This is a genomic window from Oricola nitratireducens (genome assembly GCF_014904745.1).
Lineage (GTDB): Bacteria > Pseudomonadota > Alphaproteobacteria > Rhizobiales > Rhizobiaceae > Oricola > Oricola nitratireducens.
In genome coordinates this window covers 71,828-96,023 of record NZ_JACZCS010000005.1, presented here as the reverse complement: position 1 = coordinate 96,023, position 24,196 = coordinate 71,828, and the positions used below count along the sequence as shown (strand labels likewise).

Annotated in this window: 24 protein-coding genes and 1 pseudogene; 14 read left to right on the top strand and 11 right to left on the bottom strand. The window is 65.5% G+C overall.

All coding sequences use genetic code 11. From position 1 onward, the window contains the following. Positions 1–43: 43 nt before the first annotated feature. From IG169_RS04025 to IG169_RS04000, 6 genes are all read left to right on the top strand, one after another. Positions 44–751, top strand: a complete 708-nt coding sequence (locus IG169_RS04025) for a tellurite resistance TerB family protein (protein WP_193174875.1) — start codon at positions 44–46, stop codon at positions 749–751. A gap of 71 nt (positions 752–822) precedes the next feature. Continuing rightward, a complete protein-coding gene (locus tag IG169_RS04020; RefSeq protein WP_193174874.1) occupies positions 823–2,622 on the top strand; it encodes a sensor histidine kinase in 1,800 nt (599 codons plus the stop codon). 13 nt (positions 2,623–2,635) lie between these two features. Then, a complete protein-coding gene (locus IG169_RS04015) occupies positions 2,636–3,994 on the top strand; it encodes a sigma-54-dependent transcriptional regulator (protein ID WP_193174873.1) in 1,359 nt (452 codons plus the stop codon). Between the two features lie 247 nt (positions 3,995–4,241). Then, positions 4,242–5,240 (top strand): DctP family TRAP transporter solute-binding subunit, encoded by a 999-nt coding sequence (locus tag IG169_RS04010; RefSeq protein ID WP_193174872.1) that lies wholly within the window; start codon positions 4,242–4,244, stop codon positions 5,238–5,240. A gap of 94 nt (positions 5,241–5,334) precedes the next feature. Further along, a complete protein-coding gene (locus IG169_RS04005; RefSeq protein WP_193174871.1) occupies positions 5,335–6,030 on the top strand; it encodes a TRAP transporter small permease in 696 nt (231 codons plus the stop codon). 5 nt (positions 6,031–6,035) lie between these two features. Next, positions 6,036–7,661: a TRAP transporter large permease gene (locus IG169_RS04000; RefSeq protein ID WP_193174870.1), complete on the top strand. Its 1,626-nt coding sequence runs from the start codon at positions 6,036–6,038 to the stop codon at positions 7,659–7,661. Between the two features lie 323 nt (positions 7,662–7,984). Here IG169_RS04000 and IG169_RS03995 read toward each other — a convergent pair whose 3' ends face one another. Continuing rightward, positions 7,985–8,611 (bottom strand): TetR-like C-terminal domain-containing protein, encoded by a 627-nt coding sequence (locus IG169_RS03995; protein ID WP_193174869.1) that lies wholly within the window; start codon positions 8,609–8,611, stop codon positions 7,985–7,987. Positions 8,612–8,718: 107 nt separating this feature from the next. Continuing rightward, on the bottom strand, positions 8,719–9,888 hold the full coding sequence (locus tag IG169_RS03990) for a pyridoxal phosphate-dependent aminotransferase (RefSeq protein WP_193174868.1): 1,170 nt from the start codon (positions 9,886–9,888) through the stop codon (positions 8,719–8,721). A 98-nt stretch (positions 9,889–9,986) separates the two neighbouring features. Here IG169_RS03990 and IG169_RS23980 point away from each other — a divergent pair. The 4 genes and pseudogenes from IG169_RS23980 to denD all read left to right on the top strand — a co-directional run. Then, positions 9,987–10,655, top strand: a pseudogene (locus IG169_RS23980) (GNAT family N-acetyltransferase); the annotation flags it as partial. Continuing rightward, on the top strand, positions 10,632–11,120 hold the full coding sequence (locus tag IG169_RS23975) for a GNAT family N-acetyltransferase (protein WP_343225572.1): 489 nt from the start codon (positions 10,632–10,634) through the stop codon (positions 11,118–11,120). The pseudogene IG169_RS23980 and the gene IG169_RS23975, both read left to right, overlap by 24 nt. A 35-nt stretch (positions 11,121–11,155) precedes the next feature. Beyond that, positions 11,156–11,368, top strand: coding sequence for a hypothetical protein (locus IG169_RS03980; RefSeq protein WP_193174866.1), 213 nt, complete (start codon positions 11,156–11,158; stop codon positions 11,366–11,368). Position 11,369: 1 nt separating this feature from the next. After that, positions 11,370–12,335 (top strand): D-erythronate dehydrogenase, encoded by a 966-nt coding sequence (gene denD, locus IG169_RS03975; RefSeq protein WP_193174865.1) that lies wholly within the window; start codon positions 11,370–11,372, stop codon positions 12,333–12,335. A gap of 7 nt (positions 12,336–12,342) precedes the next feature. Here the strand turns inward: denD and IG169_RS03970 are convergent, their stop codons facing one another. From IG169_RS03970 to IG169_RS03955, 4 genes are read right to left on the bottom strand one after another with little or no spacing between them, the layout of a single operon-like run. Continuing rightward, entirely contained in the window at positions 12,343–13,359 is a 1,017-nt protein-coding gene (locus IG169_RS03970; RefSeq protein WP_193174864.1) for a nickel/cobalt transporter, read from the bottom strand. Next, positions 13,356–14,003 carry a DUF1007 family protein gene (locus tag IG169_RS03965; protein ID WP_193174863.1) on the bottom strand — a complete coding sequence of 216 codons (648 nt, stop codon included), beginning with the start codon at positions 14,001–14,003 and terminating at the stop codon, positions 13,356–13,358. The genes IG169_RS03970 and IG169_RS03965 overlap by 4 nt, the downstream gene beginning before the upstream one ends. A gap of 55 nt (positions 14,004–14,058) precedes the next feature. After that, the gene (locus IG169_RS03960) at positions 14,059–14,964 is read right to left on the bottom strand and encodes a LysR family transcriptional regulator (RefSeq protein WP_193174862.1); all 906 of its coding nucleotides are present in this window, start codon (positions 14,962–14,964) and stop codon (positions 14,059–14,061) included. Then, entirely contained in the window at positions 14,965–16,155 is a 1,191-nt protein-coding gene (locus IG169_RS03955) for an amidase (RefSeq protein ID WP_193174861.1), read from the bottom strand. A gap of 482 nt (positions 16,156–16,637) precedes the next feature. Between IG169_RS03955 and odc2 the strand changes: the two genes are divergently transcribed. Both odc2 and IG169_RS03945 read left to right on the top strand, forming a co-directional pair. Next, positions 16,638–17,771, top strand: coding sequence for an ornithine/lysine decarboxylase (gene odc2, locus IG169_RS03950; RefSeq protein WP_193174860.1), 1,134 nt, complete (start codon positions 16,638–16,640; stop codon positions 17,769–17,771). Between the two features lie 27 nt (positions 17,772–17,798). Then, complete coding sequence (locus IG169_RS03945; protein ID WP_193174859.1) at positions 17,799–18,380, top strand: GNAT family N-acetyltransferase; 582 nt, start codon at positions 17,799–17,801, stop codon at positions 18,378–18,380. A gap of 143 nt (positions 18,381–18,523) precedes the next feature. On the opposite strand, the gene IG169_RS03940 is transcribed toward IG169_RS03945, so the two are convergent. The 4 genes from IG169_RS03940 to IG169_RS03925 form a co-directional block, all read right to left on the bottom strand. Continuing rightward, on the bottom strand, positions 18,524–19,057 hold the full coding sequence (locus IG169_RS03940; protein ID WP_193174858.1) for a Spy/CpxP family protein refolding chaperone: 534 nt from the start codon (positions 19,055–19,057) through the stop codon (positions 18,524–18,526). Positions 19,058–19,288: 231 nt separating this feature from the next. Next, positions 19,289–19,849: a Spy/CpxP family protein refolding chaperone gene (locus tag IG169_RS03935; protein ID WP_246717109.1), complete on the bottom strand. Its 561-nt coding sequence runs from the start codon at positions 19,847–19,849 to the stop codon at positions 19,289–19,291. A gap of 116 nt (positions 19,850–19,965) precedes the next feature. Continuing rightward, positions 19,966–20,568 carry a UdgX family uracil-DNA binding protein gene (locus tag IG169_RS03930; RefSeq protein WP_193174857.1) on the bottom strand — a complete coding sequence of 201 codons (603 nt, stop codon included), beginning with the start codon at positions 20,566–20,568 and terminating at the stop codon, positions 19,966–19,968. A gap of 404 nt (positions 20,569–20,972) precedes the next feature. Continuing rightward, positions 20,973–21,947: a WD40 repeat domain-containing protein gene (locus tag IG169_RS03925; protein WP_193174856.1), complete on the bottom strand. Its 975-nt coding sequence runs from the start codon at positions 21,945–21,947 to the stop codon at positions 20,973–20,975. 163 nt (positions 21,948–22,110) lie between these two features. Here IG169_RS03925 and IG169_RS24415 point away from each other — a divergent pair, with 163 nt between their 5' ends. After that, a complete protein-coding gene (locus IG169_RS24415; RefSeq protein WP_193174855.1) occupies positions 22,111–22,479 on the top strand; it encodes a YegP family protein in 369 nt (122 codons plus the stop codon). 26 nt (positions 22,480–22,505) lie between these two features. Here IG169_RS24415 and IG169_RS03915 read toward each other — a convergent pair whose 3' ends face one another. After that, positions 22,506–23,576: a CobW family GTP-binding protein gene (locus IG169_RS03915; RefSeq protein ID WP_193174854.1), complete on the bottom strand. Its 1,071-nt coding sequence runs from the start codon at positions 23,574–23,576 to the stop codon at positions 22,506–22,508. A gap of 194 nt (positions 23,577–23,770) precedes the next feature. On the opposite strand from IG169_RS03915, the gene IG169_RS03910 reads away from it, so the two are divergent. After that, entirely contained in the window at positions 23,771–24,142 is a 372-nt protein-coding gene (locus IG169_RS03910; RefSeq protein WP_193174853.1) for a hypothetical protein, read from the top strand. Positions 24,143–24,196 lie beyond the last annotated feature (54 nt).

Below are 24,196 nucleotides of genomic sequence, written 5' to 3'. Positions count from 1 at the left end.
CGGCGCGCCGTCCGCATGCGATCCCTGAACCCTGGAGGACCCGATGTTTGATCCCAAGAAGCTTCTGACCGACCTGCTCGACACGCAGGTTCCCGGCACCGAGGGAACGGTTCGCGACAAGGCCGGACAGGTCGGCCAGCTCGCCAGGGACAATCCGATCGCCACCGGCGCCATCGCGGCGATCCTGCTCGGCACCGGAGCCGGGCGCTCGGTCACCGGCTCGGCCCTGAAGCTCGGCGGTCTCGCCGCCGTCGCCGGCCTCGCCTGGAAGGCCTACCAGAACTACCAGTCCGGCAACGAACCCGAACAGAGCCGGCAGGAGGCCGCCGGCGACCGGCAATTGCTGCCGCCGCCCTCCGACACCGCCTTCGATCCGGCCGCCGCGCCGCAGGGCGAGGACGAGTTTGCGCTCGCGCTCATCCGCGCCATGATCGCTGCCGCCCGCGCCGACGGCCATGTCGATGACAAGGAACGCGAACAGATCGCCGGCAAACTCGCCATGTCGGGGATCGACCAGGACGCCGCCGAATTCATCAAGCGCGAGCTGAACGCCCCGCTCGATCTCGATGTCATTGTCGCAACCGCCAGGACCGACGCCCAGAAGGTCGAGCTCTACACTGCCTCGCGCCTGACGATCCGGCCCGACAGCCGCGCCGAACGCGGCTATCTCGACATGCTCGCCGGCCGTCTCGGCCTGCCCGACGCGCTGATCGATCACATCGAGGCGACCATCGAGGGCGCGACCGCCTGATCCGCCGCAAAAACGGTCTCCTTTGACCTGCCGCTTGTGCAGCGGCCTGCCTGACCGGTAAAACCCGTCGGATGGCGACACCGAACGGCGCGCAATTAAGGAGACGTTACCGGCTGGCCACCCGCGCGGTGGTCGGCGGCACGCTCGTGTGCCTCGTCCTGTCCGTCTGGCTCGCCCGCGACTGGGCGGGCGCCCGCGCCTTCGACCAGCTGCGCGGCAGCGCCGAGGAAAGCCTCGCCCTCCAGATCGAGGCGCTGACCGGCGTCATGGAGAAGTACCGCCTGATCCCGCCGCTGCTCAGTCGCCGCGCCGATATCCGCGACCTCTTTGCATCGCCCGGCCGCGAGCGGGCGGAATCCATGCGCACGCTTCTGATGCGGGTTGCCGGCGCCTCCGGCGCCCGCGATGTCGCCATCGCCGACATCGACGGCAATGTGCTGGCGTCGGCGCGCGGCCTCGCCGGCACGCAGACGATCGCCCGCTCGGGACTTGCCGTCGCCGTCTCGCAACGCCGTCTCGGCCGCGCCGCGCTGCGCCTCGCCGACGGCTCGCGCGCCTACGCCTTCGCGTCGCACATCGCCGGCCCGAACGGGCACGGCAATGTTGGCATGATCGTGGTCATGGTCCCCTTCGGCGCCATCGAGGCGAACTGGTCGCTGTCGAGTTACCCGATCATCGTCACCGATGCGCACGAATTCGTCTTCCTGTCGAACCGCCCAGAATGGGTCGGCAAGCCGTGGAAGGCCTCGGAAGCCGCCCCCGGGGTCGCGCCGCTGTCCTATTCCGCCGGCGAATTCATGCGCGTACCCCAAGCCGCGAATGCCCGTTACGTCGAAGCGTCGCGCACCATTCCGATCCTCGGCTGGACGATGCATGTGCTCGCCGATTCTGCCCCCGTGGAAACAGCGCGGCGCAATGCCGCCCTGCTGGCCGGGCTGGCCGTCATCCTCGCCGGCATGATCGCCTTCCTCGTCGTCGTCCGCCGGGAAATGAACCATGCCCGCATCCGCCGCGAGAAGGCCCAGAGCATGCGGCTGGAGCGTCTGGTGCGCGACCGCACCGCCGAACTGTCCGAGGTCAACGTCGCGCTGCGCAACGAGATCGAGGTCCGCCGCCTGACGGAAGAACAGTTGCGCGAGACCCAGGACGAACTGGTTCACGCCGCCAAGCTCGCCGTCATCGGCCAGATGTCGGCGACGCTGAGCCACGAATACAACCAGCCGCTCGCCGCGATCAAAACCTATGCCGACAACGCCGCCAGAATGGTCGAGCGCGGCAAGACCGCGGCGCTTCCCGACGCACTCGCCCGCATCGGCCAGATGGTCGACCGCATGAGCGCGCTGTCGAGGACGCTGCTTGCCTTTTCGCGCAAGCCCGGAACGGCCCTCGTGCCCGTTCCGGTCGAACCCGTGGTCGGCGAGGCGCTTCTGCTCGTCGGCCAGAAAGCGAAGAAGGCGGGCGTCGCCGTCACGACCGACATCGAGCCGGACCTCGCCGCCCATACCGGACGCATCCGCCTGTCGCAGATCATCGTCAATCTGGTCGGCAACGCCGTCGACGCGCTGTGCGGCGGCGAGGACCGCGCGCCCGCCGGCGCGCGCATCGCCATCGTCGCGCGCGGCGACGGCGGCCGCGTCCGCATCGAGATTTCAGACAATGGCCCGGGCATCGATCCGGCCGTGCGCGAGAAGATCTTCGAACCGTTCTTCACCACCAAGCCCGTCGGCTCCGGCCTCGGGCTCGGCCTCTCCATCGTCGACAGCGTCGTGCGCGATCTGCAGGGCTCCGTCCGCGTCGAAAACCGTGACGGCGGCGCCTGCTTCGTGATCGACCTCCCGGCCGCCGGACGGCAGGTGAGGGCCGCCGAATGAGGACCAGGCACCCATGACCGCAAACGCCGCCAAGCCCGAAGTCCTGCTCGTCGACGACGACGACGATTTGCGCCACGCGCTGCGCCAGGGCCTCGAACTCGACGATCTGACGGTCGCCGATTTCAAGTCGCCCGCCGACGCGCTGTCCGCCATCGGCCGCGATTTCGCCGGCACGGTCGTCAGCGACATCCGCATGCCGGGCATGGACGGCATGCAGTTCATGGCCAAGGTGTTGGAGATCGACCCCGCGATTCCCGTCATCCTCGTCACCGGCCATGGCGATATCCAGCTCGCCGTCGACGCGATGCGCGAGGGCGCCTACGATTTCATCCCCAAGCCCTTCCGCGTACAGGACCTCGGCGCCGTGACCCGCCGCGCGCTCGAAAAACGCCGTCTCGTGCTCGAGAACCGGATCCTACGCTCCGAACTCGATGCCGGCAGCGGCATCGCCGAGCGAATCGTCGGCCGCTCCCCCGTAATCGCCGCCTTGCGCGACGAGATCGTGCTGATCGCCGACGCCGACGCAGATGTCGTCGTCCTCGGCGAGACCGGGTCCGGCAAGGAGGTCGTCGCCCGCGCCCTGCATGATTTCTCGGCCCGCGCGCCGGCCGCTTTCGTCGCGCTCAACTGCGCCGCCCTGCCCCCGGACATCTTCGAATCGGAACTGTTCGGCCACGAGGCCGGCGCCTTCACCGGCGCGTCGAAGCAGCGCATCGGCAAGCTCGAACACGCCAATGGCGGCACGGTCTTTCTCGACGAGATCGAATCCATGCCCCTCGACCTGCAGGCGAAGCTCCTGCGCGCCATCGAGGAACGCGCCATCGAACGGCTCGGGTCCAACAAGCGCATCCCGCTCGATGTGCGCTTCGTCGCCGCCACCAAGTCCGATCTCGGCCGGGAAGCCGAGGCCGGGCGCTTCCGCGCCGACCTGTTCTACCGCCTGAATGTCGTCTCGGTATCGATCCCGCCGCTGCGCGATCGCCGCGAGGACATTCCGTTGCTGTTCGAGCATCTCGCCCGCCAGGCCCGCGCCCGTTACCGCCGCGAGATCCCCGATTTCACGCCTGCGCTCGAACGCCAGCTTCTCGAACACGCATGGCCGGGCAATGTCCGCGAATTGCGCAACATCGCCGACCGCTGGGTGCTGGGTCTCTGGAACGGTTTCAAGACCGCCGCCACGGATGCCGGCGGAGACTTCGCCGGCCCGCTGCCCGACCGCATGGCGGCCTTCGAGCGCGCGGTCATCGAAGCCGAGATCCGCAAGGCGGGCGGACGGCTGAAGGACGTCTACACGGCGCTCGGCATCTCGCGTAAGGGCCTCTACGACAAGATGCAGAAACACGGCATCTCGTCGGACGACCCCGACGGGTAGGATTCGAAACATGCCCGCGGGCGCATGGGTAGGAATCTACCCGTTTTCCCGGCCCGCTCCGCCTTGAAACCCCGCAAATCCGCCAATCGCGAAACTGGCACGCCGCGTGCTAGTTAACGCTACGAAAGGTTTTAACGCCTTTTGAGGGAGGAGAGGAATTCCGGCCGCGCGACCGCGACGGCGGATTTCGGACAACTCCCTGTGACGTGAGAACCGGGGAATGGTCCCCGCAGTGGAGGTTAATCTCATGAAAAAGCTTCTCGGCGCCGTATCGGCGCTCGCCATTTCGCTGACCGCGACGCAAGCCATGGCCCAGTGCGACGACGGCGAAATGGTCATCAAGTTCAGCCACGTCGTCGCCGCGACCGGCCACCCCAAGGGCGACGCCGCGACCATGCTCGCCGAACGCGTCAACGACGAGATGAACGGTATTGCCTGCATGGAGGTCTTCCCGAACTCGACCCTCTATGACGACGACAAGGTCATGGAAGCCCTGCTCCTCGGCGACGTGCAGCTTGCCGCCCCGTCGCTGTCGAAATTCGAGGCCTACACCAAGAAATATCGCCTCTTCGACCTGCCGTTCCTGTTCTCCTCGCTCGACGCGGTCTCCAGGTTCACCACCTCCGACGCGGGCAAGGGCCTGCTGAAGGTGACGGAACCCTCCGGCTACACCGGTCTCGGCTACTGGTCGTCCGGCCTGAAGCAGTTCTCGGCCAACAAGCCGCTGCTCGTGCCCTCCGACGCCGACGGCCTGAAGTTCCGCGTCCAGACCTCCGACGTGGCCGTCGCCATGATCGAGGCAATGGGTGCATCCGCGCAGAAACTCGCCTTCAAGGAAGTCTACGGCGCGCTGCAGACCGGCGTCGTCGACGGGCAGGAGAACACCTGGTCCAACATCTACACCCAGAAGTTCTTCGAGGTGCAGGACGGCATCACCGAGACCAACCACCAGCTCCTCGCTTATCTTCTCGTCACCTCGACCGACTGGCTCAACGGCCTCGACCCGGCCGTGCGCGACCAGTTCCTGTCGATCGTCGAGGACGTGACCATGAAGGCCAACGCCCAGGTCGCCGAGAAGGAAGCCGCCAACAAGCAGAACATCATCGACGCCGGCGCGACCGTCCGCGAGCTGACGCCCGAGCAGCGCGCCGAGTGGGTCTCCACGATGAAGCCCGTCTGGGACCAGTTCGAAGGCGACATCGGCAAGGACCTGATCGACGCGGCCGTCGCGGCCAACGGGTCTTGATAGCCTGATGAAACCGCCGGCGGCCTCCGCGGTCGCCGGCGCCTTTTGGGATCGCGCCGCCCGTCGGCGCATATCGGTTTGGGGGAGTTACGTCATGGCGGTTTTCTGGCCGTTCGTCCTGCTCGTCGTTCTTGTCGTCATCCTGTTTCTCGCCGAGCGCTGGAACCGCGAGGCGGTCAACGCGATCGAGGAAGGCATCATCGCGATCCTGCTTGCGGCGATCACCATCATCTCGTTTTCCCAGGTGGTCGCCCGCTACGGCTTCAACACCGGCTGGGGCGGCGCGCTTGAACTGACCCGCGTCCTGTTTGCCTGGCTGATCCTGTTCGGCATCTCCTACGGCGTCAAACACGGCATGCATCTTGGCGTCGACGCCCTCATCCGCACCTTCCCGAAACCGCTTTTCCGCGCCGCCGCGATCTTCGGCGCGCTGTGCTGCCTGCTCTATGCGGCGATGCTGCTGCATGCCGGCTGGCTGTCCTTCTTCGGCGGCAAGGAAGTCACCAATTACCGCCAGTCCGGCGCGCTCGGCTATTGGACGCTGATGTACAACACCGGCATCGGCCTCGACGACCTGCGCTATCCCGTCTGGATGCAGGAGACCTTCGGCGTTCAGGAACGCGTCCAGCGCTGGGTCGCCTATCTGATGCTGCCGATCGGGCTCGGCCTTCTCGGCTTCCGCAGCCTGCAGGCCCTCGTCGACATCTGGCGCGGCGACCGTGAACTGATCATTGCCGGCCACGAGGCCGAGGATCTCGTCGCCGAAAACCGCGACATATTGAAGGACTGACCGCCATGGAAACCGGTATCCTTTTCGCTCTCGTCATCGGCCTGCTGTTTCTCGGCGTGCCGGTCGGCGTGTCGCTCGGCCTGTCGTCGATCGTCGTCATCGCCTTTTTCTCCAACGACTCCATGTCGTCGGTCGCCCAGCAACTGTTCACCGCCTCGCAGAACTACACCTTGCTCGCCATCCCCTTCTTCGTGCTGGCCTCCTCCTTCATGTCGACCGGCGGTGTGGCGAAGCGCATCATCCGCTTCTCGATCGCCACCGTCGGCCATTTCCGCGGCGGCCTCGCCATGGCCTCGGTGCTGGCCTGCATGATGTTCGCCGCGCTCTCCGGCTCCTCGCCGGCCACCGTCGTCGCCATCGGCACCATCGCCATCGCCGGCATGCGCCAGGTCGGCTATTCCAAGGATTTCGCTGCCGGCGTCATCGCCAACGCCGGCACGCTCGGCATCCTGATCCCGCCCTCCATCGTCATGGTCGTCTATGCCGCGGCGACCAATGTCTCCGTCGGCCGGATGTTCCTCGCCGGTGTCGTCCCCGGCATCGTCGCCGGCCTGATGCTGATGATCGCGATCTACGCGATCGCGCGCCGCCGCGACCTGCCGGCCGAGGACTGGAAGGGCTTCGGCGAACTGATGAACGGCGGCAAGGAGGCCGGCTGGGGCCTGTTCCTGATCGTCATCATCATCGGCGGCATCTATGGCGGCGTCTTCACGCCGACCGAGGCCGCCGCCGTCGCCGCCGTCTATGCCTTCGTCATCGCCATCTTCGTCTATCGCGACATGGGCCCGATGAAGGGCCGCCGCTGGCTTTCCGAAACCGAGACGCGCGGCACGCCCGCCCATGTCGGTTTCTCCGCGACCGTCTACGCGCTCGCCTTCTTCTTCGTCTGGATGGTGCTGTCCTTCTTCGTCACCGCCGACTGGGAAAACGTCACCGCCGCCGGCCGCGCCTGGACCGGACTTGCCCTGTCGCTGGCCGTCCTCGTCGCCTATGCGGTCTGGCGCGACCCGGCCTCCAATCCGGCGAACATTCCCCGCTTCGTCGCCGCCGGCCTGCCGGTCTGGGGCCGCAACATCGCACTGATCGGCCGCCATTTCGTCGGCGCCTTTTTCCACGCCGACACGCGCAAGGTGATGGTCGATTCCTCCAGGACCATCATCATGTTGATGTTCATCATCGTGAACGCGCTGCTGTTCGCCCATGTGCTGACCGCCGAGCGCATTCCCCAGGCGATCACCGCGCTGATGGTCGATGCCGGCTTCACCTGGTTCACCTTCCTGATCGCGGTCAACCTGCTCCTGCTGCTCGGCGGCCAGTTCATGGAACCGTCCGGCCTGCTGCTGATCGTCGCGCCGGTCGTCTTCCCGATCGCCATGGAACTCGGCGTCGATCCGATCCATCTCGGCATCATCATGGTGGTCAACATGGAGATCGGCATGATCACCCCGCCGATCGGGCTCAACCTCTTCGTCACCTCCGGCATCACCGGCATGAGCCTGATCCAGGTCGTGCGCGCCGCCGCGCCATTCGTCGCCGTCCTGCTCGTCTTCCTGGTGCTGGTCACCTATGTGCCGATGCTGTCGACCGCGCTGCCCTATGCGCTCATGGGTCCGGAAATCGTCACCCGCTGAGCCTGTTTTTGCCCGGCGCAACGGCGACGCGCCGGGAACCTTCCGCAAGGGCAGTCTCCGAAACGCCAGTCTAACCGGAAGCCCTTGAAAGTAGAGACGAATTTTGCCTGAACTTTGCGCTACTGTGTTAAAAAAGACACACCAACGCCAAATATAGATCGCACAACCCCCAAGCTGAATTGCCTGTATTCATGAAGCTGTTTACGCTTAGGTAACTGATTCGTGCCAACATGAAACAGTGGTGACATTTAAGACCGCCAGCTCCTCCCTCTGCGGTCTGAAGAAGCCGGGCGATCTTTCTAGAAAAGGTCGCCCGCTTTGCGTCAAAGGGGCGCTTTTTCCGGCAGGGCCCTGCGCACCAGATCCTCGATCAGATCCCGTTGCCGCGTAAATTCGAGCCCGGTGACGAATTCCATTTTCCCCGCGATCGCGAGCTGCGCATAGCCGTGCACCATCGACCAGCACGCCGCGACGTCACGCCAGCCGGCCTCGCCCGTAAACGCGTCGCGCCCGCGGATCATGCCGACGCCGTTGACGAGCACGGAAAAGGCGGCATCGGCGTTGCGGCCGAGCTCCGGGTCGTCGCTCTTCCTGCGCGACGTGCCGAACATCAGCTGCAGCAGTTCCGGATTGTCCAGCGCGAAGCGCACATAGCCGACGCCGGCCGCGACCAGCTGCGCCTTCCGGTCGGCCCCGGCTGCCGCCTGCTCCTCTTTCATCGTCGCCGTCAGGCGGGCGAAGCCCGCCGCCGCCAGCGCATCGAGAAGCGCCATCGCGTCCTTGAAGTGATGCGCCGGCGCCGCGTGGCTGACGCCGGCCCGCCTGGCCGCGCCGCGCAGCGAGAAGGCGTCGATGCCCTTCCCGATCAGTTCAGCTTCCGCCGCCGCGATCAATGCCGCGCGCAGATCGCCGTGGTGATACGGCTTGTCCGCCTTGCGTGCCGTCGCCATGTCCGCTTCCCCGCCATTGCGAATCAGGCAGACAGAATATCTTGACAGCGAAAAAACTCCAAATCGCGACAATTTTTACAGCGTCAAGATTACGGCGGTCGCAGCGCTCACTTCCGCAGGAAATCCCCGATCCGCTCGATCGCCCGCTCGATGTTATCCGCCGAATTGGCGAATGACAGCCGGATATAGCCCTCGCCCAGGATTCCGAAATCCGGACCGCCGATCAGCGCCACGCCGGCCTCCTCCAGCAGCGCCGAGGCAAGCGGTTTCGCCTTCCAGCCGGTCCCGCTGACATTGGGAAACGCGTAGAACGCGCCCTTCGGCGTGGCGCAGCTGACGCCCGGCAGCGCATTCATCCTGTCGACGACAGTTTTACGCCGCGCGTCGAAGGCCGCCATCATCGCGTCGACCGCGTCCTGCGGCCCGTCGATCGCCGCGATGCCGGCATATTGCGCCGGCGCGTTGACGCAGGACCAGCAATTGACCGCCAGCTTGCGCACCTTGTCGATCAGCGTGTCCGGCCAGATCGACCAGCCGAGCCGCCATCCGGTCATCGCCCAGGTCTTCGACCAGCCATTGAGCACGATCAGCCGGTCGCGCAGCGCCGGGTAGGTCAAAAGCGACGTATGCGTCTCGCCGTCATAGGTCATGACGTCGTAGATCTCGTCCGACAGGATCGCCACGTCGGGAAATTCCGAAAGCCCCATCGCCAGCGCGTCGAACTCCGCTCTCGGCGTAACCCCGCCGGTCGGGTTGGCCGGCGAGTTAAGGATGATCAGCCGCGTTTTCGGCGTGATCAGCGACAGCGTCTCCTCCGCCGAGAAGGCGAAGCCGTTTTCCTCGCGGATCGGCACCGGCACCGGCGTCGCGCCGGTGAACTCGATCATCGACCGGTAGATCGGAAACCCCGGGTCCGGATACAGGATCTCGGCGCCCGGTTCGCCGAACATCGTGATCGCCGCATACATGGTCGGCTTGCCGCCGGGCATGATCATCACGGCGTCCGGCGACACCTCCACGCCGGTCGTCGTCAGCGTCCGGCGCACCACCGCCTCGCGCGTCGCAAGGATCCCGTTCGCCGGCGTATAGCCGTGATGGCCGTCGCGCAGCGCCTTCACTGCGGCCTCGACGATATGCTCCGGCGTCTTGAAGTCCGGCTGGCCGATGCCGAGATTGATGATGTCGCGGCCCCCGGCCGCCAGTTGTGTGGCCCGGGCGAGCACGGCGAAGGCGTTTTCCTCGCCCATTCGGTCATAGGCGGCGACGGTGTGCAGCATGGACTCCCCCCTGAAAAATCGCGCAAACGGTGTCCGCTGTCTGGCATTCGGCCGCGAATTTTGCAATGCAGACGGAGTTTCGGCATGCGAGGAAAACGATGCGCGATCTGACACAATGGCTAGGCTGTGCCGCGCCGGACATCCCGGCGTTCGAAGGGCGTTTCGTCCGGCTTGAGCGGCTGTCCGCCGCGCGCCACGGCGACGGCCTCTACGCCTGCTCGACCATGCCCGACGCCGACGCCCGGTTCCGCTGGCTGCCTGAATATCCGCCGCAAAGCCGCGCCGCCTTCCAGCCATGGCTGGACAACGCCGAGGCGAGCACTGATCCGCTCTATTACGCCGTCATCGACAAGGCGTCGGGCGAGATCGCCGGCCGCCAGACCTTCCTGCGCATCGACACCGCCAACGGCGTCATCGAGATCGGCCACATCTTCTGGTCGTCGCTGATCGCGCGCACGCCGGCAACGACCGAGGCCTTCTACCTCTTCGCCCGCCACATCTTCGACGATCTCGGCTACCGCCGCTTCGAGTGGAAATGCAACGACCGCAACGAACCGTCGAAACGCGCCGCCGAACGCTACGGCATGACATTCGAGGGCGTTTTCCGTCAGCACTACGTCGTCAAGGGCGAGAACCGCGACACCGCCTGGTATTCCATGCTCGACCGCGAATGGCCCGCCGCCAGGGCCGCCTTCGAGGAATGGCTGGCTCCGGAAAATTTCGATGCGGACGGCACACAGCGCGTGGCCCTGTCGACGTTGACGGCTCGCCATCTGGAAACCGGCAGCCTTCGCCTCGCCCGCCTCGGCCCGGAACACCGCGCCACGGTCGAGAGGTTCCAGGCGGAAGCCTATGCCCGCACTCGCGAGACGCTCGGCACCCAGCCCATGCCGCTCGACTGGGATTACGGCGAAATCCTCGATACGTGTGAGACCTGGATCGCCGCGTCCGGCGGCGAGCCGAAAGGCCTGCTCATCCTGCGGCGGCGTTCCGGCGACCTCTATCTTGAATCGATCGCCACCCTGCCCTCCGCGGCCGGCAACGGCCACGGCACGGCCATGATGTCAGCCGCCTTCCAGCGGGCACGCTCGCTGGGACTGCCTGAAATCCGACTGGTGACGAATGCGCTCAATCCGGCGCTGGCATGGTACAAACGCCTCGGCTTCGTGATAGAGCGCGAGCAGGATCTTGGCGACCGTACCGTCGTGCACATGGTCGCTGCGGTTTCATGAACGCCGGACAGAGAAGACAAGGAACGCAAGCCCCGATGGCCGACAACAACGAGTATGACCGCAAGACGCTTGTCACCGCCGCGGCGATCTTCATCGGCTTCGCGCTGATCCTCTATTTCCTGCCCAACATCATGATCGCGGTCGGCGGCGAAAATCGCTGGCTTGCCGGCGCGGTGGTCGCCGCCGTGCTGGTCCTGCCCTTCGTCGGCCTGTGGCTGCGCGGGCGCTGGCGCCGCAAGGACCGCTGACGTGAAGATCCTGATCACCGGCGCCGCCGGCATGATCGGCCGCAAGCTGACCGCGCGCCTGATCGCCGACGGCATGCTGGCGGACCGCCGGATCGCAAGCCTTCACTTGCAGGACATCGTCCCGTTCGAACCGCCGCAGGCCGGTTTTCCGGTCACGTCGGGGGCCAGCGATCTCGCGGAGTCCGGCATCGCCGAAACCCTGGCCGAAGCCGAACCGGACGTCGTTTTCCATCTCGCCGGAGTCGTCTCGGGAGAGGCGGAGGCAGATTTCGACAAGGGCTACCGCGCCAATCTCGACGGCACCCGGGCATTGTTCGACGCCATCCGCCTGCGGGCGGACTGCGTGCCGCGCGTCGTCTATTCCTCCTCCATCGCCGTCTTCGGCGCACCCTTCCCGCCGGCGATCCCGGACGAATTCCAGCAGGTTCCGCTGACCTCCTACGGCACGCAGAAACTGATCGGCGAGCTTTTGCTGACCGACTACACGCGCCGCGGCTTCATGGACGGGATCGGCCTGCGCCTGCCGACGATCTGCGTACGGCCCGGCAAGCCGAACCTCGCCGCCTCGGGTTTCTTCTCGTCGATCATCCGTGAGCCCCTGGTTGGCCGCGAGGCCGTCCTGCCCGTCTCGCACGATGTCGTCCACACCCATGCGAGCCCGCGCTCCGCGGTCGGCTTCCTGCTGCATGCAGCGGCATTGCCCTCGGCCGCGATCGGGCCGCGCCGCAATCTTTCCCTGCCGGGCGTCGCCGTCTCGGTCGGCGAGCAGATCGAGGCGCTGCGCCGCGTCGCCGGAGGGACCGCCGTCGCGCTGATCCGCGAGGAACCGGACCCGGCGGTTGCGGCCATCGTCGAAAACTGGCCGCAGCGTTTCGACGCGAAACGCGCGCGCGATCTCGGCTTTGTCGCCGAAACCTCCTTCGACGACATCATCCGCGTCCACATCGAGGATGAGTTGGGCGGCTGACTTCGTCCTAGGCGGCCAAAGACGCGCCGAATAGGATGATCCCGAGCAGCATCACCAGCGCCGCGCCGCCGATTTCGATCGCGCGATGCAACCCCGCCGACATCGCGCCGGAGCCGGAGAATCGCAGCGCCGCGTTCTTCGCGGTCACGGCGAGCGTCGCCAGGGTCGAGACCGTGATCGCCGTGCCGAGCGCCATGGCGAAGACCGAGACGATCCCGCCGGCAACGAGCCCGTTCAGCATCGCGAAGGTCAAAACGATCAGCGCACCCGAACAGGGGCGAAGGCCGACGGCAGCGACGGCCGCCCAGGCCGAGCGCCAGTTCATCGGCCCGGCCAGCATTTTCGGGTCCGGCGCATGCGAATGGCCGCAGGTCTCGCAGACTTCGCCCTCGCCATGGTGATGATGCCCGTGGTCATGGTGATGGCCGTGATCGTGATGATGGTCATGCGCCTGCGCCGCCGACAGCGACGCCGCCGCGCGCCGTGGCCGGAGCTTCGTCACCAGCAGCCAGAAACCGAACACCGCGATCAGCGCGTAGCTCGCCGCCTCCATGAACCAGGTGGCATCGGTCATCTTGATCGCCGTGCCGCGCAGCACCAGAAAGGCGACGCTGACGAGCACGACCGCCGAGACCGCCTGCAACATCGCCGAGATGAAGGACAGGACCACGCCGCGCCTGAGCAACGTTTCGTTGGCCAGCATGTAGGAGGAGATCACCGCCTTGCCGTGGCCCGGCCCGGCCGCGTGGAAAATCCCGTAGACGAAGGAAAGCCCGACCAGCAGCCACACCGCCGAACCGTCCTGGCGCATGGCTTTGAGGGCGCCGGTCATCTCCCGGTAGAAGGAACGCTGCATCTCGGCGATCCACAGAAAGAAGCCGGCGAAGATACCGCCGCCCGGCGCCGATGCCACTTCGTTGGCGCCGATGCCAAGTGAGGATTGGGCCGAGGCCGCGCCTGCGGCGAGCGCCATCAGTGCGAATGCGCCAGCGGCCAGGACCAGTGTCTTGCGTCCCGTCGTCATTTGCAGGTGACCTCCATGCGCGTCGCCAGCAGTTTCGACCACTGGGTGCCCATCGGATCGTTGAAGAAGGCGTCGGTCAGCGTCGCCTGGTTCTGCGCCAGCGCCTCGTCCGGATCGGGCACCACCATCTTGTGCGTGCAGTTCGCCGGCGCGCCTTCAAGCACCATCTCGCTGTCGTCGGTGAAGTCGATCGCCGTATAGAAGGTCGGATCGTACACCCCGAAGGACGGCGACGACTTGAGGTTCACCGGTTTCGCCGGCTGCGTGGTGAAGAAGATGATCAGCTGGCCGTCGTCGAACAGCGCCTTCATGTCGGTCACCGGTTTGACGTCGACGCTCTTGCCGCCGACGAGAATGGTCTGGAAATAATTGAACTCCGCAAGCGAATCCGTGACCGTCGAAGCCACGTCCTCGAGTTCGGAATCTTCCAGCTTGTTGTCAGTATTGGCGTCGAACTCGAGCAGCACCGTCGACGAGAACACCTCGTCGAAGCGCCAGACATGGCGCATCGTCTCGACATTGCCGTCCGGTCCGGCCGCCACCTCCAGCCGCGCATCCGCGAAGACATGCGGATGGGCGAGCGCCTGCCCGCCGGTTCCCGCAAGGGTGACGGCGCAAATTGCGGTAACGGAGATTCGTTTCATCTGGACCGGGAGATTCGTGCGTTTCCAAAGCCATGACCGGATAAACCGGGCATCTTTATGACCTGCCGCCATCATAGGATTTGAACCACTCGGCGAGGAAGTCGACCAAAGCGCGCACCTTGGCAGGCAGATAGCGCCGGTGCGGATAGACCGCGTAGATTCCCGCCTCGGACGCCATTGACCCGGGCAACACCTCCACCAGCGCGCCGCTTTCTATGTCCTTGCGCACGATGAAGTCCGGGGAAAGGCTAAATCCCAGATGCGCAAGCACCGCATGCCGCGCCGACAACGGGCTGTTGACCTCGATCGGTCCGGAGACCGAGACGACGGTCATTGCGCCGTCGGGGCCTTTCAGCGGCCAGTTGTTGCGCCGCCGCGCATTGGTGTCGACGATGCAGGGCCGGCCGACGAGATCCTCGGGGATCTCCGGCATGCCGTGAAGGGCGATGGTTTCCGGCGTCGCCACGATCTGCACCCGGAACGGCGCCAGACGCCGCGCGATCAGCCCGGAATCTTCCAGCGTCGTCACTCGGATCGCGAGGTCGAACCCCTCTTCCACGAGGTCCACGAAACGGTCGTCGAGATGGATGTCGAGCCCGATCTCCGGATTGGCGGCGGCAAAATCGATCAGTGCCCTATCCAGCGAGGCATCGGCGAAGGACCGCGGCGCCGACACCTTGATCCGCCCGCGCACCCCCTCGCGGCTGTCGCGCACCATGTCCTGCAGCGTGTCGATCTCGCGCACGATCTCGACGGCGCGCTTGTAATAGGTGTGCCCGAGTTCGGTCAGCGAGAATTGCCGCGTCGTGCGATTGAGCAGCAGCGCGCCGAGTTCGTCCTCCAGTTCGCGCACATATTTCGATAAAAGCGCCTTGGAGCGGCCGATCTTGCGCGCCGCCGATGAAAATCCCTCGTTCTCGACGACGGCGATGAAGGCGCGCATGCGCGTCAGTGTGTCCATTCAGGCGACTCCGGCTTCCAGAAGCCTCGCATGTAGGGAGGATGCGAGGCCGATCAACGCGCGGTCGCTTCCCGCCGGCCCGATCACCGACAGGCCGAACGGCGCGCCATCGACCGTTCCGGCCGGGACGGTCATCTGCGGAAAGCCGGTCAGGCCGGAAATACAGAGGAGACACAGTGCCCGTTCGCGATAGGCCTGCAGCGCGTCCGCGCCGCCATCGGTCAGCGGCGCGGGACCCGGCACGGTCGGTATCACCAGCACCCTGCCGTCGGCGAGATAGCCGGCCAGCGCCGCCCGCAGCGCGTGGCGCGCCCTGGTGTCCGCCGTCGCATCGCCGCAGGACAGATTTTCCCCGTAGCGGAAGCGCTCTGCGATATCCGGCGAGACGCGGTTTTCCGGGTCGGAGACGAATTCGCCGCGCAGCGCCCAGGCCCCATAGGCCTGCAGCCGCCGGAACAGCGTGTAATTGCCGTCGACGTCATCGAGCGCCGGCATTGCCTCCCGCCTGAGCCCCAGCGCCGCGCGGATTGTCTGCCACTGCGCCCGGCTCTCATCGAGCAGAAGCGGTGCAGCGAAATCCGGTTCGATCAACGCGCGGCCAAGATTGGCGCTGTCGGCCGGCAACACGATATCGGCCACCTTGCCGTAGGTCTCCGCATCGCGCGCAAACCAGCCGAACGTATCGAAACTCGGCGCGAGGCCATAGGCGTGATCGAGCGCGACGGCGCCATGCGTCGGCCTGAGTCCGAACAGTCCGCAGAAACTCGCCGGCGCGCGGATCGAGCCGCCGGTGTCGGAGCCGATGGCGAAATCGCAGAGCCCGGCCGCCACCGCCGCCGCCGATCCGCTCGACGATCCGCCCGTCACCCGGTCCGGCGCCGCCGGATTGATCGGCCGCCGATAATGTGCGTTCTGGCCCATCAGCGAGAAGGTCAGCTCGTCGCATTGCGTCTTGCCCGCGAACCGCGCGCCCGCATCGAGCAGTTTGGCGATCGTCGCGTTCGAATCCACGGCCGGTTCGGCCCGTTCCAGGATTGCCGGATTGCCGAAACCGGTGCGCAATCCGGTCACGTCGAACATGTCCTTCACCGCGAAGGAAAGCCCCGCCAGCGGGCCGGTTTCGGCCCGCGCGACAGCCGCCTCGAAGCCGTGCGGCATGAAGGCGTTCACTCTGTCCTTGGGATCGTTCATATCTATCGAACCGTTTTGCAAATCGCGTTCACGATGCGCATCGAAAAAAGATTCGGCAAGCCCCGATTTTTCATTGATTCGCAATGATTCCGGTCGTATATGCGCCGCACCCAAAGTCGCACGTGCCTGTGGGTGTCCGCCGTCCTCTCGTATTGGTGAGGGGATCGGTAAGGTACCCGGAGCTAACCCCTCCGGTCGCTTCCCGGCCAACCGGACAAGCGAGGACATCTTGAAGCAACGACGGTCGGGTCTATCGATCACTCGTCTGGCGGTCCAAACGCCGGGGTAGTTGAGAGACACAGCCATCCTTGCCAAACGTGCGGTCGGGCATTTCCCGCCAATCAATGGCAATCAAGACCGGTTAGCCGGTCTGAGATTTTCACGTGGTTCCTCATGGGCCGGCGTCTGCGCGCCTGCCTTGTCCGGAACCGCAGGTTTTTGACGCAGCCGAGGCTGCCCGGAAATGCCGAAGGGATACCGCCATGACGACCGCCCGCATCCACGAATTCCTCGCCACCCGACGTCCCGCTTCCCCCTGCCTCGTCGTCGACCTCGACGTCGTCCGCGACAATTACTGCGCCTTCACCAAGGCGCTGCCGGACAGCCGCATCTTCTACGCCGTCAAGGCCAACCCGGCGCCTGAAATCCTGCGCCTGCTCGAAGGCCTCGGCTCATCCTTCGACACCGCTTCGGTCGCCGAGATCGAGATGGCGCTGGACGCCGGCGCGACGCCGGACCGCATCTCCTATGGCAACACCATCAAGAAGGAGCGCGACATCGCCCGCGCCCATGAGCTCGGCATTTCGCTCTTCGCCGTCGACTGCGTCGAGGAAGTCGAAAAGATCGCCCGCGCCGCCCCCGGCGCCCGTGTCTTCTGCCGTGTCCTGACCTCCGGCGAAGGCGCCGAATGGCCGCTGTCGCGCAAGTTCGGCTGTGCCCCTTCCATGGCCGTCGACGTGCTGGCGCAGGCCGCCCGCCTCGGCCTCGACGCCTATGGCGTCTCCTTCCATGTCGGCTCGCAGATGACCGATACCGGCGCATGGGACGCGGCGCTGGCCGACGCCCGCATGGTCTTCGAGGCGATGGCCGAGAAGGGCATCGTGCTGAAGATGGTCAACATGGGCGGCGGCTTCCCGACCCGTTACCTCAAGGACGTGCCGTCGGCCCAGGCCTATGGCCGTGCAATCTTCGACGCCCTGCGCAAGCATTTCGGCAACCGCATCCCGGAAACCATCATCGAGCCGGGCCGCGGCATGGTCGGCAATGCCGGCGTCATCAAGTCGGAAGTCGTGCTGGTCTCGAAGAAGTCCGACAACGACAATGTCCGCTGGGTATATCTTGACATCGGCAAGTTCGGTGGTCTCGCCGAGACCATGGACGAGGCGATCCGCTACAACATCGTCACCGCCCGCGACGGCGACGAGGCCGAGCCCTGCGTGCTGGCCGGCCCGACCTGCGATTCCGCCGACGTGCTCTACGAAAAGGCTCCCTACCCGCTGCCGCTCACGCTGACGATCGGCGACGAGGTCCTGATCGAGGGCACCGGCGCCTACACGACGACCTACTCGGCCGTCGCGTTCAACGGCTTCGAGCCGCTTCGCTCCTACGTCATCTGACCGCGCGCTCTTAACGGACTTACGGATATGGACCCGCTCGTTCACGACGGCGACGCCGTCACGGTTCAGCTCGAATCCGCCGCCGACGTCGCGTCCCGCGACGCCGTTCTGGCGCGCGCGATGTCGGCCAACTGGAAGAAGAAGACTTCGCAGAAGCTGCGCTCCGGCCGGCTTCCCGCCGAAGGTCTCGCCTTCGTCGCCCGCGACAACCAGGGCCGGATCATCGGCACGGTGCGGCTCTGGAACATCCAGGCCGGTATCGACGCTTTCGGCCGCCCGGTCCCGGCGCTGATGCTCGGTCCGCTCGCCGTCGACCCGGAGGCGAAGGGAGCGGGCACAGGCTCGCTGCTGATGCGCCATGCGCTGTCGGAAGCCGCCCGCCTCGGTCACGGCGCGGTACTGCTGGTCGGCGACGCGCCCTATTACGCCCGCTTCGGCTTTTCGGCCGAAAAGACCGGCGCGCTGGCCCTGCCCGGCCCGGTCGAGCGCGACCGCTTCCTGGCGCTGGAGCTCAAGGATGGCTGGCTCGGCGGCGCGGCCGGCATGATCGTGCCGACCGGCCGCAGGAAAGCAAAGGAAAAGGCGCGCAAGCTCAAGCTTGTCGCCTGAGCGATCCGGAAAAAAGCGTGACGCGGTTTTCCGTCGGGAATTGCGAAATACGTCATTGAAGATCAGAACGGCGGGGGCCGTAGGCGGCGCGGTTGACGTGCGGGAGGAAACTCCCGCGCCGCCTTTTCGATCCATCCAGGCAATCAGCGGAACATCATTCCCGGCCCCATGCCGTATTCGCCGCCCCTCATCCCCATTCCCATGGCGGGAAGAACGATCTCGTCGGCAACCTTTTTCTGCTCGGGATCGAGCACCGCGTAGAGCTTGTCGACAGCGCCCTGGATCGCCTTGATCTCTTGCAGCCGGGTTTCCATGTGGCTGGCCTGGAACGCGATCCTGTCCGGCAGGCTCATCTTGAGAAAGTCGCCGTCTTGCGCCTGCTGCCTGAGCGCGAGCATGTCGGCATTATGCGTTTCCGCAACGCTTCGGACCGTCTTCTCCACCTCGTCCCATACGCCGGACTGTGCGTCGGTGATCTTCAACTCGGTTCTGAGGAACGCCAGCCGGCCGTCGATCCGGTCGAGCATTCCGTCTTCGCTGTAGACCGGCATCTGGCCGTTGCCCCAGCCCCAACCGGGGCCTCTTCCGGGCTGGTCCTGGGCGATGGAGGGTGCGGCGAGAACCGTGGCGAGCATGCCTGCGGCAATGAGTTTGGTGATTGGATGTTGGATACGCATCGGACTGGCCTCCTTCTCGAGAAAAGCGCAACGCACGGCGTCTGCGTGCCGCGATTCTACGTCGGGACGGCGATCAGATTTTGACGAGGATCGGGCGACAAATGGGACATTTCGTGTTGCCCGCCAGCCGGTCACGCGCCTGCGCCGGACCATGCGCGTCGGTTCCCGGCACCGGGTCAGGCGGCGGGAACGCCGCCGCCGCACCCGGCGCCATCCGCAGGGTCGGGCAGATCAGCGGAACATCATTCCCGGCCCCATGCCGGCTCCGCCGCGATTCATTCCCATGCCCATCATCGGAAGAACGATCTCGTCGGCGGCCTTTTTCTGGCCGTCGTCGAGAACGGCATAGAGCGCGTCCGTCGCCCCCTTCAGATCCTTGATCTGTTCCAGGCGGGCTTCCATCTGGGTCTGCTGGAATTCGAGCCTGTCGGGAAGCGGCATCTTGAAATAGTCGCCGTCGCGCATCTGCTCCATCATGGCCTGCATGAGGGTATTGTGCGCATCGGACGTGGTGCGGACGGCCTCGGCGAATGCGTCCCATGCCGCTGATTGCGCCTCCGTGATCTTCAGTTCGGTCTTGAGGAATGCGAGTCGGCCGTCGATCCTGTCGAGCATCGTATCCGGGCCGAAGCTCATCATCGGGCCGTTGCCCCAGCCGCCGCCGGGCATCATCTGGCCCATCCCCCACCCTTGCCCTCTGGCTCCCTGCCCTTGCGCGAGTGCCGGAGCGGCAAGAACGCCGGCCATCATGCCGGCGGCGAGAAGTCTTGTAATTGCGGAATGTCTGCGCATCGGATTGAACTCCTTTTTGAGAAAAGCAATGCTTGGCCTCCTCATGCGCCCACCCTATTGCTAAACGCTGATCACGCGTTGACAGCGATCAAGGACAACGGCGCGGAAAGGGCCCGTCAGGCATTTGCCGCCAGCCAGTCGCGCGCCTGCGCGAGGTCGGAGGCGAAATTCGCCCGCTGGCGCGCCTTGTCCGCCTCGTCCCGGATGCGCAGCAGGAAGGACGGGTGGTAGGTCAGCAGCACCGGCATGCCGTCCTTGCCTCTTTTGTGAATGCTGCCGCGCTCGCGCATGATCCCGACCGTGCGGTCGAGCAGCGAGAAAGCGGCCGTCGCGCCCAGCGCCACCAGCAGTTTCGGGCGGATCAGCGCGATCTCCTTGTCCACCCACCAGCGGCAAAGCTGCACCTCGCCGGCATCCGGCTTCTGGTGGATGCGCCTCGGCCCGCGCGGTTCGAACTTGAAATGCTTGACCGAGTTGGTGACGTAAGTCTCCGACCGGTCGATGCCGACCTCGCCGAGGATCGTGTCGAACAGCTGCCCCGCCGGACCGACGAAGGGCCGGCCCTGCAGATCCTCCTGGTCCCCCGGCTGCTCGCCGACGAAAACCAGTTTCGCGTCCGCGCGCCCCTCGCCGAACACCGTCCGGCTCGCCGGCCCGTGCAAATGGCAACGCGTGCACAGCATCGCCGCGTCGCGCGGGCCTTCCAGCGGGTCCGGCATGGTGAAATTCGCCCCGCCGGAACCTCCGCTTCCGCCACCATCGCGACCAGCCGCGCGATGTCGGGATCGGTCTTCCGGCCGATCTTCAATTCGCCGTCGGCGAGCCGTTTCAGCAGCGCATAGAGAAAGGAAAACCGGTCCGACGCGGCATCGAAGATCGCGTGTTCGGCCATCGCCACGAAGGCGCGCGGCACCGACAAGGCCTTGCCCTCCGGCGGCTCCGGCAATTCATTTGTACCGTCATGAGTTAGCCAATTGACTGACTCGGGATCCACCCCGTTCAGCGCCAGCACCCGCGCGGCGTCGCGCCAGCCGGCGAAATCATGCTCGTCCCTCAGATGAACGGTGAGCGCCATGGCCCGATTTCACCGCATCGCGGCGGCGAAATCCAGCATGGATGCGCGCTATCCTCTGATATCGATCACGCCGCAGTCGCCCGTCTCCGAGCCAAACGCGATGCGGTAGCCTTCCCCGTCCCAGGCCATCGAGGAAACCGGTCCCTTGCCGCCCCGGCGCAGCAGGATCTCCTTGCTGTCGGCGAAACGCACCGCCATCACCATGCCGTCATTGTAGCCGATCGCGACGACGTCTTCCGCGGGATGGCAGGCGACGGCCGTCACCATCGCGTCGCCGCGCGTGCCCAGTTCCATCGGCGCCTTGCCCATCGGGCCGTCCTTGCCGGAAAACGGCCAAACCACCGCCGCCGGCGCGCCCGAGGTCGCCAGCCACTTGCCCCTGGCCGACCACGACCAGCTCTTCACCTTGGCCGGATAGCCGGTCATGCGCATGTGCTTCATGTCGTCGAGCCGCCAGCCATGCAGCGCGTTTTCCTGCATGGTCGTGACGACATATTTGCCGTCCGGCGAAAACGTGACCCCGGTATGCGCGCCCTTCCATTCCAGGTCGATCGGCTTGCCCGCCGTCGCGACCCAGTGGAGCGTGCCGCCATTGTAGCGCGCGGTAGCGAGCCGCAAGCCCTTCGGCGCGAAGGCCAGCCCCTCGATCGAGCGCTCCTCGGTGATTTCCTTTTCCGTACCGTCACTCAGCCTGACCCAGGCCGTCTTGCCCGCGGAAAAGGCGACGGCGCCCTGCGGCCCGGTAGCGAGCGCTGTGATCCATTTCTTGCCGGCCGAGCCGACCTCGCCCGCGGTGCCTCCCTTGTTCAGCGCCCGCACCAGCCCGTCCTCGCCGCCGGTGATCAGCGCCTTGCGGTCGAGCGAAAGCGCCGCGCAGGTCAGCCCGTCATGCATCTGCACGGCGATATGGCCGTTGTCGAGCCGGTGCACCGTCCCGTCGGCGAGCGCATAGACCGGCACCTCGCCGATGAAGGACGCGAAAAGGCAGTAACCGTCGAGATCGAGAGGCGCGACTGTGGGCATGGTGTGTCGGGATCCGGTTTTGTGTTTTCCGTGCGCAGCACTTCCCCGGAATGGTCGCGCGCGTCAAGTTGTGATGTGCCGCGGCAAGCTGACAGAAGCACTTCCAATTCGCGGCGACTTGCCTAAGGTAACGCCATCGACAACCTGATTTGGGGAGAGATCCTTGCCGCACATATTCAAGATCGTCCGCCGGAACAACGGCGAATACGCCACACAGTTCGTCTACAATTCCGAGATCATCTTCTGGTCGGAGAATTACGCCGGCAAGGCCAGCGCCCAGAACTGCATCGACTCGCTGAAAAAGAACGCGCCCGATGCGCCGACCGCCGACCTGACGAATGACGAGGACGCCAAGGGCTATCATTTCGAGATCGACAAGGCGAAGAACGGCGAGACCTATGTGCGCTTCGTCGCCTCCAACGGCGAAACCATGGTCCGCACGGAGACCTACAGCTCCAAGTCGAGCTCCAAGAACGCCATCGAGTCGCTCAAGAAGAACGGCCCCGGCGCCGAGGTCGTCGACGAGGCCTGATCCGGCCTCGTCCCTTCATCTGAAAATCAGGCGGCGCACGCCTTGAACGTGCGCTCCAGCTTCTCGCGGTCCAGTTCGCGGCCGATGAAGACGAGACGGCTTTCGCGCTTCTCGCCTTCCTTCCAGTCGCGTTCGTGGTCGCCCTCGATGATCATGTGCACGCCCTGGACGACGTAGCGCTGCTCGTCGTCCGGGAACGCGATGATTCCCTTCATGCGCAGGATGTTCGGCCCGTCGAGCTGGGTGATCTTCTGGATCCACGGCATGAATTTCTGCGGATCGACCTCGCCGCCGCGCAGCGACACCGACTGGATCGTCGTGCCGTGAATGCCGCCATGGTCGTGATCATGGTGGTGATGATGCCCGTGATCGTGATCATGGCCGTGATGATGATGGTCATGATCGTGGTCGCAATCCGGCCCGCAGGCGTGGTCGGGATCATCGTGATCGAGGAAATGCGGATCGCTTTCGAGCGCCCGCTGCAGGTCGAAGGCGCCGCGGTCGAGGATTTCGGTCAGATCGATCTTCGACCGTTCGGTCCGGTGGATGCGCGCATGCGGATTGATCGCCCGGATCGTGTGCTCCAGGTCGTGCAGTTCGTCTTCGGAAACAAGGTCTGTCTTGTTGAGCAGCACCACGTCGGCGAAAGCGATCTGGTCCTCGGCCTCGCGGCTGTCCTTCAGCCGCAACGGCAGGTGCTTGGCGTCGACCAGCGCGACCACGGCGTCGAGCCGCGTCTTGTCGCGCACGTCGTCGTCCATGAAGAAGGTCTGCGCGACGGGCGCCGGATCGGCGAGGCCGGTCGTTTCCACGACGATGGCGTCGAAACGGCCCGGCCGGCGCATCAGGCCCTCGACCACGCGCACCAGGTCGCCGCGCACCGTGCAGCAGACGCAGCCATTGTTCATCTCGTAGATTTCCTCGTCCGACTCGACGATCAGGTCGTTGTCGATGCCGATCTCGCCGAATTCGTTGACGATCACGGCATAACGCTTGCCGTGGTCTTCAGAGAGAATCCGGTTGAGAAGCGTTGTCTTGCCGGAACCGAGATAGCCGGTCAGGACGGTGACGGGAATGGATTGTGCCTGTTCGCTCATGATTGCCTCGCGCTGGGCGGTGTGACGTCTCTTGCTCGCATATAGGAGATCGCGGCCCGCTCCGCCACCGGTGCTTTCGCGCAAGCGCCCGTGCGCCCGCGCATCGGGAAAAACCGGTTGATCGGCGCCTTGATCGGTGTCAAAGCGGGCGGGTCCGATTTACCCGAGAAGAAGAAAAGACCGGGAGAAACTGAATGCCGCTTTACAAGATCCGCCTCGAACTGGCCCGCGAACCGGAATTTCCGGCCGGCAACAAGAAACGCGGTTACGAACTGGTGCTGCCGCTCGACGCCGCCATGAAGATCGACGCGGCCGAATGGAAGAAACATCCGGAAGCTTGCACGGTCGAGCGTTTCTGGGACGGCGAATTCGCGGCCCTCGGCTATCTCGAGAAACACCCGAAGGGCCAGTGGGTCTTCGATTATGATCTCGACGCCGACGATGACGACGAGGCCGGTTTCCGGCTCGGCGAACACAGCTTCAACGTCGGCGAATACGTCTCGATTTCGGCCCATGACGGAAAAATGCACACCTTCACCGTCGTGTCCGCCACGCCGCAGCGCTGACCGCAAGCGGGAAGATCCGGCCGGGACGACCATTTGCGGCTCGTCCGGCCCACG

Bases quoted from the DNA above. Each gene is read 5' to 3' on its own strand.
- odc2 (WP_193174860.1), top strand. From the start codon at position 16,638: ATGACGACCGCCCGCATCCACGAATTCCTCGCCACCCGACGTCCCGCT.
- IG169_RS04020 (WP_193174874.1), top strand. From the start codon at position 823: ATGGCGACACCGAACGGCGCGCAATTAAGGAGACGTTACCGGCTGGCC.
- IG169_RS03970 (WP_193174864.1), bottom strand. From the start codon at position 13,359: ATGACGACGGGACGCAAGACACTGGTCCTGGCCGCTGGCGCATTCGCA.
- IG169_RS03990 (WP_193174868.1), bottom strand. From the start codon at position 9,888: ATGCTGCACACCGTCGCCGCCTATGACCGAATGGGCGAGGAAAACGCC.
- IG169_RS04025 (WP_193174875.1), top strand. From the start codon at position 44: ATGTTTGATCCCAAGAAGCTTCTGACCGACCTGCTCGACACGCAGGTT.
- IG169_RS03960 (WP_193174862.1), bottom strand. From the start codon at position 14,964: ATGGACACACTGACGCGCATGCGCGCCTTCATCGCCGTCGTCGAGAAC.
- IG169_RS03945 (WP_193174859.1), top strand. From the start codon at position 17,799: ATGGACCCGCTCGTTCACGACGGCGACGCCGTCACGGTTCAGCTCGAA.
- IG169_RS03925 (WP_193174856.1), bottom strand. From the start codon at position 21,947: ATGCCCACAGTCGCGCCTCTCGATCTCGACGGTTACTGCCTTTTCGCG.
- IG169_RS04010 (WP_193174872.1), top strand. From the start codon at position 4,242: ATGAAAAAGCTTCTCGGCGCCGTATCGGCGCTCGCCATTTCGCTGACC.
- IG169_RS04015 (WP_193174873.1), top strand. From the start codon at position 2,636: ATGACCGCAAACGCCGCCAAGCCCGAAGTCCTGCTCGTCGACGACGAC.
- IG169_RS03915 (WP_193174854.1), bottom strand. From the start codon at position 23,576: ATGAGCGAACAGGCACAATCCATTCCCGTCACCGTCCTGACCGGCTAT.
- IG169_RS04005 (WP_193174871.1), top strand. From the start codon at position 5,335: ATGGCGGTTTTCTGGCCGTTCGTCCTGCTCGTCGTTCTTGTCGTCATC.
- IG169_RS03980 (WP_193174866.1), top strand. From the start codon at position 11,156: ATGGCCGACAACAACGAGTATGACCGCAAGACGCTTGTCACCGCCGCG.
- IG169_RS03995 (WP_193174869.1), bottom strand. From the start codon at position 8,611: ATGGCGACGGCACGCAAGGCGGACAAGCCGTATCACCACGGCGATCTG.
- IG169_RS03940 (WP_193174858.1), bottom strand. From the start codon at position 19,057: ATGCGTATCCAACATCCAATCACCAAACTCATTGCCGCAGGCATGCTC.
- IG169_RS03910 (WP_193174853.1), top strand. From the start codon at position 23,771: ATGCCGCTTTACAAGATCCGCCTCGAACTGGCCCGCGAACCGGAATTT.
- IG169_RS03935 (WP_246717109.1), bottom strand. From the start codon at position 19,849: ATGCGCAGACATTCCGCAATTACAAGACTTCTCGCCGCCGGCATGATG.
- IG169_RS03930 (WP_193174857.1), bottom strand. From the start codon at position 20,568: ATGCCGGACCCGCTGGAAGGCCCGCGCGACGCGGCGATGCTGTGCACG.
- IG169_RS03955 (WP_193174861.1), bottom strand. From the start codon at position 16,155: ATGAACGATCCCAAGGACAGAGTGAACGCCTTCATGCCGCACGGCTTC.
- IG169_RS03965 (WP_193174863.1), bottom strand. From the start codon at position 14,003: ATGAAACGAATCTCCGTTACCGCAATTTGCGCCGTCACCCTTGCGGGA.
- IG169_RS04000 (WP_193174870.1), top strand. From the start codon at position 6,036: ATGGAAACCGGTATCCTTTTCGCTCTCGTCATCGGCCTGCTGTTTCTC.